Here is a 15450-nt window from a genome sequence, read left to right as displayed (position 1 = left end):
AAAACAGCGCAACTCTTCGAGTTGCGCTGTTTTATTATTCCCGGCCGCTTGCGCCAGCTTTTTATCCTTTATTCAGTAACCACCTTTTCTTCTGATGGCTATTTCCTTGCTTGAAATGCCGGTATTGCCTCCTTACACTTGTTGCGGTGGGAAAAAGTGGATCTTTGTGGAACAAAGCCAATAACAGGGACTCTGAATGTTGCGTGGTGCCCATGCCATCAGCCTTGACAGTAAAGGGCGGCTGGCCATACCAACCCGATATCGTGAGCCGTTGCGTGAACAATGCGACGGCTTATTGGTTTGTACCATCGACATCAGTCACCCCTGTCTGCTGCTCTATCCGCTTGGCGAATGGGAGCTGATAGAGCACAAGCTGCGCAGCCTGTCGAGCACACAGCCAACAGAGCGGCGTCTGCAGCGATTGCTGTTGGGCCATGCCACCGAATGTGAGCTGGACGGAAACGGACGCTTTCTGGTTCCGGCACCGCTGCGGCTGCATGCCGGGCTTGAGAAAAAAATCATGCTGGTGGGACAGCTCAATCGCTTTGAAATCTGGAGTGAGCTTCGCTGGCAACAACAAATTAACGATGATTTACTAGCTCTTGATCATGAGGGGTGGGAGTCATCGGAACGATTGCGGGACTTTTCGCTATAACAATGAGTGAACAACAGGCACACATTACCGTACTGCTGGATGAAGCAGTGGCCGGCCTCAATATTCGCCCTGACGGCATTTATGTGGATGGCACCTTTGGCCGGGGCGGTCACTCGCGCCATATTTTGTCAAAACTCGGCCCGAATGGCCGGTTACTGGCCATTGACCGGGATCCGGCCGCTATTGCCGTGGCTGAACAAATTGATGATCCCCGCTTTACTATTCTTCATGGCCCTTTCTCCCGTCTGGCCGACATGATGGAAGCCGCGGGACTGACCGGCAAGATTGACGGCGTTCTGCTCGATCTTGGTGTGTCTTCGCCGCAGCTGGATGAAGCCGAGCGCGGTTTCAGCTTTCAGAAAGACGGTCCTCTGGATATGCGCATGGATCCAACCAGCGGCCAGAGTGCCGCCGACTGGCTCAACCATGCCGATGCAGACGACATTGCCTGGGTGCTGAAAACCTTTGGTGAAGAGCGTCATGCCCGCAAAATTGCCCGGGCCATCGTGCTTGATCGCCAGACCACGCCCTGGACCCGTACCCGTCAGCTGGCAGAGATGATCGCCCGGGTGAACCCCAGTAAGGAAAAGAACAAGCACGCCGCCACCCGCAGTTTTCAGGCCATTCGCATCTACATTAACAGCGAGCTGGATGAAATTGACCAGGCGCTCAATGGTGCCTTGCGTGTGCTGGCAACCGGCGGTCGTTTGTCGGTGATCAGTTTTCATTCTCTGGAAGACCGGCTGGTCAAACATTTTATTCGTAAGCAGGAAAAAGGACCTGAAGTGCCTCCCGGACTGCCATTAACCGAGGCTCAGCTGGCCGGTGGCCGCACGCTCAAAAGTGTGGGCAAGGCACAGAAACCTTCAGCTGAAGAAGTGGCTGCCAACCCCAGAGCCCGCAGCTCAGTGCTGCGAGTCGCTGAACGACTGGACAGAGAAGCCTGATGGACAGCCGCATTAACCTGACCCGGGAAGTGGGACGGGATCTGTGGCGATACAAATGGCTGCTGCTGCTGGCCATTATTACCGTTATCTCGGCGATGTCAGTGATAGTGGTGACTCACAGTACGCGGCAGAAAACCAGTGAATATAATCAGCTGATGGCGGAGCAGGACAAGCTGGATATTGAATGGCGTAATCTGCTGCTGGAGCAAAATACTCTGATGGAGCACAGCCGGATTGAAGCACTGGCCCGGGAAAAACTGAATATGAAACGACCCGAGCCAAGCAAGGAGAAACTGGTGAGGCAACCATGAGCTGGCGCAAGAAGCAGAAAAAAGAACCCATGATGGCCCGTGGCCGGTTTTACTTTACCTGCGGCGTCATTTTACTGGCCTTTGTGGCCCTGTTTGCCCGGGCTGCATGGATCCAGGTAATTTCGCCGGATCGGCTACGTCTCGAAGGCGATCTGCGCTCGCTGCGTTCCACTGTAGTCAGTAATACCTCCCGTGGCATGATCATGGATCGTAATGGCGAAGAGCTGGCCGTTTCTGTGCCGGTGCAGGCGGTCTGGGCGGATCCCAAGCAGATCCATGCCGAGCACAGTCTGGATAAACAACAGGCCTGGCAGGCACTGGCAGAAGTGCTGGGTGTGCCACACGATACTCTGCTGAAGCGAGTACAGGATCCCAAACGCCGTTTTGTTTATCTGCAGCGACAGGTCACGCCGGCAGTAGCCGAATATATTCGCAAGCTGCGCCTGCCTGGTGTGCACCTGCGCCCGGAGGAACGCCGCTTTTATCCTACCGGTGAAATCAACGCCCACCTGGTAGGCATGACCAATATAGACGGCTCTGGTATCGAAGGGATAGAGCGGGGCTTTAATGACTGGCTGACCGCGCTGCCCGGTGAGCGCAAAGTGCGCAAGGACCGTCTGGGCCGGGTGATTGAAGATCTGGGTGTGGTATCGGCTGCCCGTGAAGCCAATCACATTGAACTGAGCATCGATCAGCGGGTGCAGGCACTGGCTTACCGTTCTCTCAAACGGGCCTTTGAATATCACAGAGCCACTTCGGCCTCACTGGTGATGCTTGATGTAAAATCCGGTGAAGTCATCGCCATGGTGAACGCACCTTCTTTCAACCCAAATAACCGTAGTCAGTATCAGAGTTTTCGTGCCCGTAACCGCGCCGTAACCGACACCTATGAACCCGGTTCAACTCTCAAGCCGATGATAGTGGTCAGTGCTCTGGAAAATGGTGTGGTCAATGCCAACAGCATGGTAGACACTAGCCCCGGCTGGATGCGGCTGGGCGGAAAACGGGTCTCAGATACCCGGAACCTCGGCAGTATCAGTGTGGAAACCGTGCTTAAACGCTCTTCCAATATGGGCATGGTACGGATGGCCATGCAGGAAACGCCGGCGCAGCTGCTTGATACTCTGTACCGCTTTGGCCTGGGTATCGACTCAGGCATGGGGCTGGTGGGTGAAAGCACTGGCATGGTTCCTCAACGCCGGCGCTGGTCCGAAATAGAGCAGGCGACCCTTTCTTTTGGATATGGCGTGACGGTAACCCCGCTGCAGCTGGCTCAGGCTTACGCCATTCTGGCTAACGGCGGTGTGCGTTATCCGCTTTCCATTGTGAAACGTAACCAGCCGCCCACCGGCGAGCAGGTCATTCCCCGCCAGCATGCCGATGCGGTATTACAAATGCTGGAAAGTGTGGTTAATCCCGGTGGTACCGCCACTCGTGCGGCTATTCCCGGTTATCGGGTGGGCGGCAAGACCGGTACCTCGCGCAAGGCCGTTGCCGGTGGTTATGGCAGTGATTATATGGGGCTGTTTGCTGGTGTGGCACCATTGAGTAACCCTCGTCTGGCCATGGTGGTGGTGATCAATGAACCTCAGGGCGATCAATATTACGGCGGTCTGGCGGCGGCACCCGTCTTTGCCGAGGTGATGAGCGGTGCCCTGCAGCTGCTGAATATTCGTCCCGATGCCGCCACCGAAGAACAATTCCAGCTGGCAGGACAGGAGGCAAGTGTTGTCCCTCACTCTTAGAGAGCTGGCAAGCGCGCTGGGGCATGCGGCCCCGGCCATTGCCATAAACAGAATGACCCTCGACAGCCGGGCTGTGTCTGCCGGCTGTCTGTTTATTGCTGTTAAAGGCCATCATGCCGATGGTCGTCGTTTTATCGAGCAGGCGCTGGAGCAGGGTGCGGCAGCGGTAATTTATCAGACCGACACTCAGGAAGAAGCCGGCCTGAACAGCCGGGACCACCGTTTGTTGGGCGTGTTTGACCTGCCGGCCAAATTGTCGCTGCTGGCGGGCGCTTTTTATGGTGAGCCTGCCCGGCAGCTGCAGCTGGCCGGTGTGACCGGCACAAACGGCAAAAGTACGGTTTCTCAGCTGATTGCGCACTGGGGTCAGCTGCTTGGTACTACCAGCGGTGTCATGGGAACCCTGGGTAATGGGCTGTGCGGCCAACTTGAGCCGGCGGTCAATACCACAGGGTCAGCGCTGGAGGTGCAGCAGCAGCTGGCGCGTATGCTTGGCGCTGGTGCACGCAGAGTGGCGATGGAGGTGTCGTCTCATGGTTTACACCAGCATCGCGTGGCTGCGCTTGATTTTGACGTGGCGGTGTTTACCAATCTGAGCCGGGATCATCTGGATTATCACGGCACCATGGCGGAATACAGTGAAGTCAAACGGAGCCTTTTTGAGCTGTGTACCAAAGGGCGGGTGATTAACGCCGATGACGTATTTGGCCGGCGCTGGCTGGGCCATTACCCCGATGCAGTGGCTTACAGTCTGCACGGGCGGGTAGCAGATTTCAGGGGGCGTCAGCTGGTGGCGGAAACCGTTCACTTTTATGGTGACGGAGTGAAAGTGACCATTAACTCCGACTGGGGGAATGGTGTATTATCCGCCCCCCTGATCGGCCGTTTTAATGTGGCCAACCTGCTGGCGGCGATGGGAGCACTGCTGGTGATGGGCGAGTCCTTTGAAAAGCTGCTGGCAACCGCGTCCAAACTGACGGGCGTGGCCGGGCGGATGGAGCCGTTTACTGCGCCGGGTAAACCCCTGCTGGTGGTGGATTATGCCCATACACCCGATGCGATTGAGCAGGTATTGCAGGCGCTGCAGCAGCATTGCAAGGGCCGGCTCTGGTGTCTGACCGGCTGCGGCGGCGATCGGGACAAGGGCAAGCGGGCCTTGATGGCGGCAGCAGCGGAACAAGGTGCCGATGTGGTTATCCTTACTGATGATAATCCCCGTACTGAGTCGCCGGCAGCCATTATTGCCGACATGCAGGCCGGGCTCAGCAATCCGGCGGTAGCGCAGGTAATCCATGGCCGGCGTGATGCCATTGCATACGCCATAGAACACGCGGACGAGCAGGATATTATTTTGGTGGCCGGCAAGGGCCATGAGGATTATCAGATTGTGGGTACAGAGATCATGCATTACAGCGACCGGGAAACTGTGGTGGCGCTGCTGGGAGTGACATTGTGATTACACTTTCACTGAGCCGGCTGGCTGAGGCATCCGGCGGTGAGTTGCGCGGCACCGATAAGAACATTCTGGCAGTATCCACCGACAGCCGGCAGCCCATGAGTGATGGCTGTCTGTTTGTGGCCCTGTCCGGCGAGCGCTTTGATGCCCATGATTTTACTGTTCAGGCAGTGAAGCAGGGTGCCGCTGCGCTGTTGGTGGAGCGCTGGCAGGATCTGGATGTGCCCCAGATCAGAGTGGCCGATACCCGGCTCGCGCTGGGCGTTCTGGGTGGTCTGGTACGTGATGCCAGCCATGCCAAAGTGCTGGCCATTACCGGCAGCTGTGGCAAAACCACGGTCAAAGAAATGGCCGCCAGCATACTGCGCCAGAAGGGGGAAGTGCTGGCCACCAGGGGTAACCTCAATAACGAGATTGGTGTGCCACTGACCCTGTGCGAGCTGACCGACAGCACTGACTACGCCGTGATTGAGCTGGGTGCCAATCATATCGGTGAAATCGCCTGGACCAGCTCGCTGACGAAACCCCATGCGGCCCTGATCAACAATGTGGAGGCGTCTCACCTGGAGGGCTTCGGCTCGCTGGAAGGCATCGCTCAGGCCAAAGGTGAAATCTACAGCGGTCTGGTGCCCGGCGGTGTGGCCATTGCCAACGGTGACAGTCCGTTCTGTAACCTGTGGAAACAACAGGTGGAACTGATTTATTTTGGTGAGCGCCGGGACTATCAGGCCCGTAATATCAGCCTGAATGCTGCTGGCTGTGCTCACTTTCGGCTGCTGACGCCCCAGGGCGAAATTGAAGTACAGCTGCCGGTGCCCGGCAAACACAATGTGGCCAATGCCCTGGCCGCTGCCGCCGGTACTGAGCAGCTGGGTGCCAGTCTGGCCGACATTGCGACCGGACTTGCCGCCTTCGGACAGGCCAAAGGTCGTTTACAGGTGTGGACGCGACCCGGTCTGACGGTGCTGGATGATACCTATAATGCCAGCGTAGCGTCGGTGCTGGCAGGGCTTGATACCCTGGCCAGCCTGCCGGGTTACCGCATTTTTGTGTTTGGTGATATGGCCGAGCTGGGTGATTACAGCCGCGAAATGCACAGCAAAGTGGGTGAGCATGCCCGCAAGCTGGGTATTGATGAGGTACTGACCGCTGGCCGGGACAGCCACCATACGGCAACGGCGGCCAATGGCCGTCATTTCGAGAATAAACAACAATTGTGGCCAGTGCTGAAAGCAGCGCTGGCAGCACACAACAAGGTGGTCGTTTTGGTTAAGGGTGCACGCAGCGCGCGGATGGAACAGCTGGTCCAGGCCATTCAGGAGGGAGAGCTATGCTAGTCTGGCTGGCGGAATGGCTGACTCCCCATTTCAGCTTTTTTAACGTTTTTTCTTATCTGACCTTCAGGGCCATCGTCTCCATTCTGACCGGCCTGATGGTGTCTTTATGGATTGGACCAAGGCTGATCCTCCGGCTGCAGAAGCTTCAAATCGGCCAGGTAGTACGCAACGATGGTCCTGAGTCTCATTTCAGCAAGGCGGGTACCCCTACCATGGGTGGCCTGATGATACTGATCGCCATTTCTGTCTCTGTGCTGCTGTGGGCACGGTTGTCCAACCCCTATGTATGGGTGGTGCTGTTTGTACTGATTGCCTTTGGTGCCATCGGCTTTGTGGATGACTACCGCAAGGTGGTACGCAAAAACACCGACGGTCTGATCGCCCGCTGGAAGTATTTCTGGCAGTCGGCGGCAGCGCTGACAGCGGCCATTTTTGTGTACTGGATAGCCAAGGATCCGGCTCAGACCCAGCTGGTTGTTCCGTTTTTCAAGGACGTCATGCCTCAGCTTGGTCTGTTTTTTGTGATCCTCAGTTACTTCGTGATCGTCGGCTCCAGCAATGCGGTCAACCTGACTGACGGGCTGGACGGCCTGGCGATTATGCCCACTGTAATGGTGGCAGCGGGCTTTGCCCTGGTGGCCTGGGCCACCGGTAACGTCAACTTTGCTGAATATCTGCATATTCCCTATGTGGCCAATGCCGGCGAGCTGACCGTGGTGTGCACTGCCATTGTCGGTGCCGGTCTCGGTTTTTTATGGTTTAACACCTTTCCCGCTCAGGTATTTATGGGCGATGTAGGCTCGCTGGCACTGGGTGCCACCCTGGGCGTGATTGCGGTGCTGGTACGCCAGGAATTTTTGCTGGTAATCATGGGCGGCATCTTTGTTATCGAGACCCTGTCGGTGATCCTGCAGGTGGGTTCCTACAAGCTGCGGGGCCAGCGAATTTTTCGCATGGCACCCATCCATCATCACTATGAACTGAAAGGCTGGCCCGAGCCTCGTGTGATTGTCCGTTTCTGGATCATTACCCTGATGCTGGTGCTTACCGGCCTGGCCACTCTGAAGCTGAGATAACATCATGACTCCTGCACGCACTGTGATTATCGGACTGGGGCAAACGGGGCTTTCCTGTGTGCACCACTGCGTGCGCAAGGGCGTGCGCCCTGTGGTGATGGATACCCGCACAGCGCCGCCGGGTGCCGAACAGCTGCCGGCAGGTCTGGAATGTTACTTTGGCGGCCTGAACCCTGAAGTGCTCTGTGGTGCCGACTTGATTATCGTCAGCCCGGGTGTGCCGCTGGCTACTCCTGAGCTACAGCAGGCGGCCGCCGCCGGGGTAGAAATTATCGGGGATGTGGAGCTGTTTCTGCGTGAATGTACAGCTCCAGTGATTGCCATTACCGGCTCCAACGGCAAAAGCACCGTCACTACCCTGGTGGGTGAGATGGCGGCTGAAGCCGGGCTGGCCGTGGGCGTGGGCGGTAATATCGGCACGCCGGCACTGGCGCTGCTGGAGCAGCCACTGGCGCTGGCGGTGCTGGAGCTGTCCAGCTTTCAGCTGGAAACCACGCCGGGGCTGAAGGCACTGGCGGCTACCGTGCTGAATATCAGTGAAGATCATCTGGATCGTTACGACTCGCTGGCACATTACCGGGATACCAAGCTCGGCATTTATCAGGGGGCAGGTCTGTGCGTTTATAACCGGGAAGACAGCGAGACATATCCGCCAAAGGGGAGCAAAGCGCTCAGCTTTGGCCTGAACGGGCAGGACTATGGCCGCCTGGAACAGAATGGCGAACTGTGGCTCAGTGTGCACGGCGAGCCGGTACTGGCAGTGCGCGAGCTGCGCATTGTCGGTGCTCACAACCAGCTCAATGCCCTGGCTGCCATGGCCCTGGCAGATAAAGCCGGTATTTCCCGCATCGCTCAGCTGGCGGTGCTGCGCCGTTTTACCGGCCTGGCCCATCGCTGCCAGTTTGTGGCTGAAAAAAATGGCGTACGCTGGATTAACGACTCCAAGGCCACCAATGTGGGAGCCACTCTGGCGGCCATCGACGGCATTGCCGGTGATATAAACGGCCGGCTCTGGCTGATTGCCGGTGGTCAGGGCAAGGGGCAGGACTTTTCTCCGCTGGTACCGCTGCTGAAGACCCGCATTGCCGGCATGGCCTGCCTGGGGCAGGACAAGGAGCAGTTGCTGGCGCTTGGTGCCAATACGCACGCCGTGGCCAGCATGAATGAAGCCGTGGCCTGGTGCGCCGGACAGGCCGCCGCCGGCGACTGGGTGCTGCTGGCACCGGCCTGTGCCAGTCTGGATATGTACCCTAACTATCCGGCCCGGGGCGATCATTTTGTGTCGCTGGTGGAGGCGCTATGAAGCTGCTGCCTGCTTTCAGCATGGACTGGCTGCTGCGGCCGTCTCAGGGGCATATCTATGATCGTCAGCTGGTTATTTTATCGCTGGCGCTGATGGCCATTGGGCTGGTCATGGTGTCGTCGGCCTCCATTGCTGAAGGCATCGCCGTGGGCGATGACGCTTTTTTCTTTGTAAAACGTCACGGTATCTTTTTGCTGGTTTGTCTGTTTCTGAGTGCCCTGGTGCTGCAGATCCCCATGGCCCGCTGGCAGCAATACAATGCCAGCTTTCTGATCCTGGCGCTGATCATGCTGATGCTGGTACTGGTGGTAGGCCGGGAGATAAACGGCAGTAAGCGATGGCTGGCGCTGGGGCTGTTCAACGTGCAGCCGGCAGAAATTGCCAAGCTGGCACTGTTTACCTTTCTGGCCGGTTTTCTGGTACGCAAGCAGGACGAAGTGCGCAGCCACTGGAAAGGCTTTCTCAAGCCGCTGGCGGTAATGAGCATGCTGTCCTTCCTGTTGCTGATGCAGCCGGATCTGGGCTCAGTGGTGGTGTTGTTTGTGACTACGCTGGGCATGCTGTTTATTGCCGGTGCCCGCATGGGCCAGTTTATCAGCCTGGTGCTGCTGGGTATGGCACTGGTAGCTGGGCTGATTGCCATGGCACCTTACCGGGTTAAACGGGTGACTTCGTTTCTGAATCCTTGGGATGATCCCTTTGGCAGCGGCTACCAGCTTACTCAGTCGCTGATGGCGTTTGGCCGGGGCGGCTGGTTTGGTGAAGGCCTGGGCAACTCCATTCAGAAGCTGGAATATCTTCCCGAAGCCCATACCGACTTTGTGTTTGCCATTCTGGGCGAAGAGCTGGGCTTTACCGGTGTATTGCTGGTACTACTGCTGCAGTGCTGGCTGGCGTTCAAGGCGCTGCGTATCGGCCAGAAGGTACTGATGGGCGGACGCCAGTACGAAGGCTATCTGGCCATGGGCATCGGCATCTGGTTCAGCTTTCAGACCGTAGTGAATGTGGGCGCGGCCTCGGGCATGCTGCCCACCAAAGGCCTGACCCTGCCACTGGTGAGCTATGGCGGCTCCAGTCTGCTGGTGATGAGTGCCGCCGTGGCCATTCTGGTGCGCATCGATTTTGAATGGCGTCGCGACAATATGCAGGCCAGACAGCGGGAGGCGCTATGAACAACAACAAAACGCTGCTGGTGATGGCTGGCGGCACTGGCGGCCATGTGTTCCCCGGGCTGGCGGTGGCGGATCTGCTGCACAGTGAAGGCTGGACCATTCACTGGCTGGGCACGGCGGATCGCATGGAGGCCCGGCTGGTGCCGGAGCACGGTTATCCGCTGCATACCATCAGTATTTCCGGGGTACGCGGTAATGGCATCAGGCGGCTGCTGGCGGCCCCCTTTAAAATCGCCAATGCGGTACGACAGGCGCGCAGAATTTTAAAAGCAACACAGCCCGATGTGGTGCTGGGCATGGGCGGCTTTGCTGCCGGGCCCGGCGGTGTGGCGGCCAGAATGGCGGGCATTCCGCTGGTGCTGCACGAGCAGAACGCCGCCGCCGGCATGACCAACCGCCTGCTGGCGCGTATAGCCAGCAAAGTATTAATGGCCTTTCCCGGTGCCTTTGACCAAGGCGAGGTGGTGGGCAACCCGGTGCGGCCCGATGTGGTGGCGCTGCCGGCTCCCGCCGAACGCATCGGCCCTGAGCCGCAGCCGCTGCGGCTGCTGGTAGTAGGCGGCAGCCTGGGGGCCAAAGTGCTTAACGACACCCTGCCCGAAGCGCTGGCACAAGTGCATGCGCCGGTGGTGGTGCGCCACCAGTGCGGCAAGGGCAACAGTGAGGCGGTAGGTGCTGCCTATCAGGCGCAGGGTGTGCAGGCCGAGGTGAGCGACTTTATTACCGACATGGCTGCCGCCTATGGCGAGGCCGATCTGGTGGTGTGCCGGGCCGGTGCCTTAACGGTATCGGAAGTGGCGGCTGCGGGCCTGGGTGCCATTTTTGTGCCGCTGCCTCATGCGGTGGATGATCATCAGACCAAAAATGCGCAAGCGCTGGTGAACGAAGGCGCGGCCCTGCTGATGCCGCAGGCCAGCCTGACGCCGGCGGCACTGGCACAACAGCTGGAGCAGCTGGCCGGTAACCGTGAACAGCTGCAGCAGATGGCCGGTAAAGCCCGGCAACTGGCAATTACCGATGCGGCGGCGCAGGTGGCACAGTGCCTGCGCACCCTGACCCAATAAACGAGAGACAGGCATGACCAAGGTTGAACTGGCAAAACTGAGAAGCATGATCCCCGAGATGAGACGGGTCAGACGCATTCACTTTATCGGCATCGGTGGTGCCGGTATGGGCGGTATTGCCGAGGTACTGGCCAACGAGGGCTATGCCATTACCGGATCCGACATCGCCTACAATCCGGTGACCGACCGGCTGCAGGCCATGGGTGCCACCATTTTTCTGGGCCACGATGCTCAGCAGGTGGCGGGTGCCAGCGTGGTGGTGGTGTCCACCGCCATTAATGCCGACAACCCCGAGCTGCTGGCGGCGCGGGATCTGCGCATTCCGGTGGTACGCCGGGCCGAGATGCTGGCAGAGCTGATGCGTTTTCGTCACGGCGTGGCGGTGGCCGGTACTCACGGTAAAACCACCACCACCAGCCTGATTGCCAGCATTTACGGCGAAGCCGGCCAGGATCCGACCTTTGTTATTGGCGGCCTGCTTAACGGTGCCGGCTGTAATGCCCGGCTGGGTTCCAGCCGTTATCTGATTGCGGAAGCAGACGAAAGTGACGCGTCTTTTTTGCATCTGCAGCCCATGGTATCCATCGTTACCAATATTGAAGCGGATCATATGGATACCTATGGCGGTGATTTCAGCAAGCTGGAAGGCACCTTTGTCGAGTTTCTGCATAACCTGCCGTTCTACGGTCTGGCGGTGCTGTGCATCGACGATGAGGTGGTCAAGGGCCTGCTGCCGCGCATTGGTCGTCAGTTTGTGACCTACGGCTTTCATCCCGAGGCCGACTACCGGGTAGAAGACTTTCACCAGCAGGCGGATCACAGCCGCTTTCGTGTATGTCGCCCCGATGGTACCTGCCTGGAGGTACAGCTCAACCTGCCGGGCCGGCACAATGCCCAGAATGCGGCGGCGGCCATTGCCGTGGCCTGCGAAGACGGCATTGAAGACGCGGCCATACTGGCGGCGCTGAAAAAATTTGAGGGAGTGGGCCGGCGCTTTCAGCAATACGGCGAGTTCGACACCGGCCGGGGCAAGGTCAAGCTGGTGGACGACTACGGCCATCACCCCAGCGAGGTGCGCGCCACCCAAAATGCAGTGCGCGCCGGCTGGCCCGAGCGCCGGTTGGTGACCATTTACCAGCCGCACCGCTATACCCGTACAAGGGATCTGTATGAAGATTTTGTCGATGTGCTGTCAAAAAGCGATGTGCTGATCCTGCTGGAGGTGTACAGTGCCGGCGAAGCACCGATTCCCGGTGCCGACAGCCGTGCTCTGTGCCGCAGCATTCGCAGCCGGGGCCAGGAGCCGGTGTATGTGGCGACTCCCGATGAAGTGCCGGGCGTGCTGGCGGAGCTGATGCAGGATGGTGATATCGTGCTGACTCAGGGAGCCGGCAATGTAGGCGCGCTTGCGCGCAAGCTGGGCGGGTTTGAACTCTCGGCGGAAGCCATGAAACAGCAAGGAGAGCAGTCATGAAACAATTCGGCAAGGTGGCAGTGCTGTTTGGCGGATGCTCCGCCGAGCGGGAAGTGTCATTGCGCTCCGGTGCTGCCGTGCTTACCGGTCTGCAGCGGGCCGGGGTGAATGCCCATGGCATCGACACCAAAGACTATCCGCTGGCACAACTGAAGCAAGACGGCTTTGACCGCGCTTTTATTGTGGTGCACGGCCGTGGCGGGGAAGACGGCACCCTGCAGGGGGCGCTGGAGCACTTGGGGCTTCCCTATACCGGCTCCCGGGTGCTGGGTGCGGCGCTGGCCATGGACAAGATCCGCACCAAGCAGGTGTGGCGAGCCATGGGGCTGCCCACCGCCGACTTTGAAATTGTGCGTAAGGGGCAGTATCAGGCCGCCGATGCCGATGCGTTGATCCATCGCTTTGGCGGCCCTGTGTTCGTCAAGCCATCTCATGAAGGGTCCAGCATCGGCATGGCCCGTGCGGAGAATGCGTCCGAGCTGGCCGCTGCCATTACTGCCGCCTTTGAATTTGATGACGAGGTGCTGCTTGAGCGCTTTATCGACGGCGACGAATACACCGTCAGCGTTCTCGGTGAGCAAGCGCTGCCGGCCATTCGCCTGCGCACGCCGCACACTTTTTATGACTATGCGGCCAAATACCAGTCGGGTGATACCGAATATCTGTGTCCCTGCGGCCTGAGTGAGCAGGAAGAAACCGAGCTGGGCGAACTGTGCCTGCGTGCCTTTGACGGCGTAGCCGCCACCGGCTGGGGCAGAGTGGACTTGATGCGTGACCGTGCCGGCCAGTGGTGGCTGCTGGAAGTGAATACGGTGCCGGGCATGACCGAAACCAGCCTGGTGCCCAAGGCGGCCCGGGTGGCCGGCCTCGATTTTGACCAGCTGGTGGTGCGCGTGCTGGATATGGCCCGCTGATATGAGCGAAGCCGCTGCCACCCGTACCCGGCTGGGGTTTTTATCCGGCCTGTTGTTTTTTCTGCTGGTGCTGGGTGCCCTGCTGTGGAGTCTGTGGCAGGCCATGATCTGGGTTACCGCAGCCAATCAGGTGCCGGTGAACAGCCTGATAGTGCAGGGCGAACACCGCTTTGTCAGCCGGGACGATATTCGCAGCGCTGTGCTGGCCCTGCCTGAACTGGGTAACTTTTTCACCCTGGAAGTAGACAGGGTGCAGCAGCAGCTGCAGGCACTGCCCTGGGTCTATCAGGCCTCGGTACGCAAGCAGTGGCCCGATACCCTGAGGGTTTACATTGTGGAGCAGCCAGCGGCGGCATTTTGGAATGACGACGCTCTGGTCAACACTCATGGCGAGGTGTTTGAAGCAAACCGGCAGCAGCTCGAGCTGATCCAGCTGTCGGGCCCGGACGGCGAGGCCCATAAGGTGCTGGAACAATACCGGCGGTTGCAGCCGCTGCTGGCAGCCGGCGGTTACGATATCAGCCGGCTGCATCTGACACCGCGGTTTTCCTGGGAACTGACCCTGGAAGACGGTGTCAGGCTGATACTGGGGCGGGACGATATTGCAGCCCGCCTGCAACGATTTGTGAATGTCTATCCGGGCATCATGGGGCGCGAGCGGGTAGCTTACCTGGACTTGCGTTACGATACCGGACTGGCAGTGGGATGGAAGCAGGACGAAGAGACCAAGAATGACCAAGAGCGCGGAACGAAATCTGATCGTCGGGCTTGATATCGGCACAGCCAAGGTCACTGCCCTGGTGGGCGAGGTGCTGCCGGACGGTGATCTGAACATCATCGGCCTGGGCAGTCATGCTTCAAAAGGCATGGACAAGGGTGGCGTGAACGATCTCGAGTCGGTGGTCAAATCCCTTAAGCGGGCGGTGGATGAAGCCGAAATGATGGCAGACTGTCAGATCACCTCTGTCTATCTGGGGTTGTCGGGCAAGCACATCGAGTGCCGTAATGAAACCGGCATGGTGCCGGTGTCTGAGGAAGAAGTGACCCAGGAAGACATGGACAATGTGATTCACACGGCCAAGTCGGTGCGTCTGTCCGACGAACATCGTGTGCTGCATGTTATTCCTCAGGAGTACTCCATCGACTTTCAGGAGGGGATTAAAAACCCCATCGGCCTGTCGGGCGTGCGTATGCATGCCAAGGTGCATCTCATCACCTGTCACAATGACATGGCACGCAATATTGAGAAATGTGTGGAGCGACTGGGACTGCGGGTAGACCAGCTTATTTTCAGCGCCCTGGCGTCCAGCTATGCGGTGCTGACCGAAGACGAAAAGGAGCTGGGTGTATGCGTAGTGGATATCGGCGGCGGCACCATGGACATGGCGGTGTTTACCGGCGGTGCCCTGCGTCATACCAAGGTGATCCCCTATGCCGGCAGCACGGTCACCAGTGATATCGCCTATGCCTTTGGCACGCCGCCGCTGGATGCGGAAGCCATCAAGGTGCGCCATGGCTGTGCTTTCAGCCGGCTGGTGAGCAAGGAAGACAATATTGAAGTGCCCAGTGTCGGTGGCCGGCCGGCGCGCAGCCTGCAACGTCAGACCCTGGCGGAAGTGATTGAGCCTCGCTACAGCGAGCTGCTTGGCATGATCAATCAGGAGCTGGCGCGAGTACAAACCGAGCTGAAAAAGTCCGGGGTCAAGCATCAGCTGGCAGCCGGTCTTGTGCTCACCGGTGGTGCCGCCCAGATTGAAGGGCTGGTGGAATGCGCCGAGCAGATTTTTCAGTGCCAGGTGCGTATCGGTCAGCCCGGCAGCATTAAGGGACTATCGGATTATGTTGAGACACCGGTGTACTCCACCGCCGTGGGGCTGTTGCAGTACGGCAAGGAGCACCAGTCAGCACCTCAACAGGAATACAACAGCAAGTCCAGTGTCACCGGCCTGTTCAGGCGGGTGGGTAACTGGCTGCGTGGTGAATTTTAAGCCTGGCA

At 58.7% G+C, this 15450-nt stretch carries 14 protein-coding genes; all 14 read left to right on the top strand.

The annotated features are described in order from the left end of the window. Nucleotides 1–196 precede the first annotated feature (196 nt). From mraZ to ftsA, 14 genes are read left to right on the top strand one after another with little or no spacing between them, the layout of a single operon-like run. Nucleotides 197–655 carry a division/cell wall cluster transcriptional repressor MraZ gene (gene mraZ, locus N2M06_RS14170; RefSeq protein ID WP_019935019.1) on the top strand — a complete coding sequence of 153 codons (459 nt, stop codon included), beginning with the start codon at nt 197–199 and terminating at the stop codon, nt 653–655. 2 nt (nt 656–657) lie between these two features. After that, complete coding sequence (rsmH, locus tag N2M06_RS14165) at nt 658–1602, top strand: 16S rRNA (cytosine(1402)-N(4))-methyltransferase RsmH (protein ID WP_019935018.1); 945 nt, start codon at nt 658–660, stop codon at nt 1600–1602. Then, nucleotides 1602–1913, top strand: coding sequence for a cell division protein FtsL (gene ftsL / locus N2M06_RS14160; RefSeq protein WP_019935017.1), 312 nt, complete (start codon nt 1602–1604; stop codon nt 1911–1913). The genes rsmH and ftsL overlap by 1 nt, the downstream gene beginning before the upstream one ends. A 29-nt stretch (nt 1914–1942) precedes the next feature. After that, nucleotides 1943–3658: a penicillin-binding transpeptidase domain-containing protein gene (locus N2M06_RS14155; RefSeq protein WP_346352190.1), complete on the top strand. Its 1716-nt coding sequence runs from the start codon at nt 1943–1945 to the stop codon at nt 3656–3658. Then, on the top strand, nt 3642–5114 hold the full coding sequence (gene murE, locus N2M06_RS14150) for a UDP-N-acetylmuramoyl-L-alanyl-D-glutamate--2,6-diaminopimelate ligase (protein ID WP_317075708.1): 1473 nt from the start codon (nt 3642–3644) through the stop codon (nt 5112–5114). Before N2M06_RS14155 ends, murE begins: the two co-directional genes overlap by 17 nt. Further along, nucleotides 5111–6451 (top strand): UDP-N-acetylmuramoyl-tripeptide--D-alanyl-D-alanine ligase, encoded by a 1341-nt coding sequence (gene murF / locus N2M06_RS14145; RefSeq protein WP_317075707.1) that lies wholly within the window; start codon nt 5111–5113, stop codon nt 6449–6451. The genes murE and murF overlap by 4 nt, the downstream gene beginning before the upstream one ends. Further along, entirely contained in the window at nt 6445–7527 is a 1083-nt protein-coding gene (mraY, locus tag N2M06_RS14140; protein WP_317075706.1) for a phospho-N-acetylmuramoyl-pentapeptide-transferase, read from the top strand. The genes murF and mraY overlap by 7 nt, the downstream gene beginning before the upstream one ends. Before the next feature lie 4 nt (nt 7528–7531). Next, on the top strand, nt 7532–8830 hold the full coding sequence (gene murD / locus N2M06_RS14135) for a UDP-N-acetylmuramoyl-L-alanine--D-glutamate ligase (RefSeq protein ID WP_346351089.1): 1299 nt from the start codon (nt 7532–7534) through the stop codon (nt 8828–8830). After that, entirely contained in the window at nt 8827–10002 is a 1176-nt protein-coding gene (ftsW, locus tag N2M06_RS14130; protein ID WP_019935011.1) for a cell division protein FtsW, read from the top strand. The genes murD and ftsW overlap by 4 nt, the downstream gene beginning before the upstream one ends. Beyond that, nucleotides 9999–11066 (top strand): undecaprenyldiphospho-muramoylpentapeptide beta-N-acetylglucosaminyltransferase, encoded by a 1068-nt coding sequence (murG, locus tag N2M06_RS14125; protein WP_346351088.1) that lies wholly within the window; start codon nt 9999–10001, stop codon nt 11064–11066. The genes ftsW and murG overlap by 4 nt, the downstream gene beginning before the upstream one ends. Nucleotides 11067–11079: 13 nt before the next feature. Then, nucleotides 11080–12540, top strand: coding sequence for a UDP-N-acetylmuramate--L-alanine ligase (murC, locus tag N2M06_RS14120; RefSeq protein WP_346351087.1), 1461 nt, complete (start codon nt 11080–11082; stop codon nt 12538–12540). Further along, nucleotides 12537–13454, top strand: coding sequence for a D-alanine--D-alanine ligase (locus N2M06_RS14115; RefSeq protein WP_346351086.1), 918 nt, complete (start codon nt 12537–12539; stop codon nt 13452–13454). The genes murC and N2M06_RS14115 overlap by 4 nt, the downstream gene beginning before the upstream one ends. 1 nt (nt 13455) lies before the next feature. Beyond that, nucleotides 13456–14226: a cell division protein FtsQ/DivIB gene (locus tag N2M06_RS14110; RefSeq protein ID WP_317075701.1), complete on the top strand. Its 771-nt coding sequence runs from the start codon at nt 13456–13458 to the stop codon at nt 14224–14226. Then, entirely contained in the window at nt 14186–15442 is a 1257-nt protein-coding gene (ftsA, locus tag N2M06_RS14105) for a cell division protein FtsA (RefSeq protein ID WP_019935006.1), read from the top strand. The genes N2M06_RS14110 and ftsA overlap by 41 nt, the downstream gene beginning before the upstream one ends. Nucleotides 15443–15450 lie beyond the last annotated feature (8 nt).

The sequence above is a fragment of the Oceanimonas sp. AH20CE76 genome, assembly GCF_039654065.1.
Lineage (GTDB): Bacteria > Pseudomonadota > Gammaproteobacteria > Enterobacterales > Aeromonadaceae > Oceanimonas > Oceanimonas smirnovii.
Note: the sequence above shows the minus strand (reverse complement) of the source record. Positions and strands in the feature narration are given on the sequence as shown.

Coding starts and splice junctions, on each gene's coding strand:
- murD (WP_346351089.1), top strand. CDS start 7,532: ATGACTCCTGCACGCACTGTGATTATCGGACTGGGGCAAACGGGGCTT.
- mraY (WP_317075706.1), top strand. CDS start 6,445: ATGCTAGTCTGGCTGGCGGAATGGCTGACTCCCCATTTCAGCTTTTTT.
- rsmH (WP_019935018.1), top strand. CDS start 658: ATGAGTGAACAACAGGCACACATTACCGTACTGCTGGATGAAGCAGTG.
- N2M06_RS14115 (WP_346351086.1), top strand. CDS start 12,537: ATGAAACAATTCGGCAAGGTGGCAGTGCTGTTTGGCGGATGCTCCGCC.
- N2M06_RS14155 (WP_346352190.1), top strand. CDS start 1,943: ATGATGGCCCGTGGCCGGTTTTACTTTACCTGCGGCGTCATTTTACTG.
- N2M06_RS14110 (WP_317075701.1), top strand. CDS start 13,456: ATGAGCGAAGCCGCTGCCACCCGTACCCGGCTGGGGTTTTTATCCGGC.
- murG (WP_346351088.1), top strand. CDS start 9,999: ATGAACAACAACAAAACGCTGCTGGTGATGGCTGGCGGCACTGGCGGC.
- ftsA (WP_019935006.1), top strand. CDS start 14,186: ATGACCAAGAGCGCGGAACGAAATCTGATCGTCGGGCTTGATATCGGC.
- ftsW (WP_019935011.1), top strand. CDS start 8,827: ATGAAGCTGCTGCCTGCTTTCAGCATGGACTGGCTGCTGCGGCCGTCT.
- ftsL (WP_019935017.1), top strand. CDS start 1,602: ATGGACAGCCGCATTAACCTGACCCGGGAAGTGGGACGGGATCTGTGG.
- murC (WP_346351087.1), top strand. CDS start 11,080: ATGACCAAGGTTGAACTGGCAAAACTGAGAAGCATGATCCCCGAGATG.
- mraZ (WP_019935019.1), top strand. CDS start 197: ATGTTGCGTGGTGCCCATGCCATCAGCCTTGACAGTAAAGGGCGGCTG.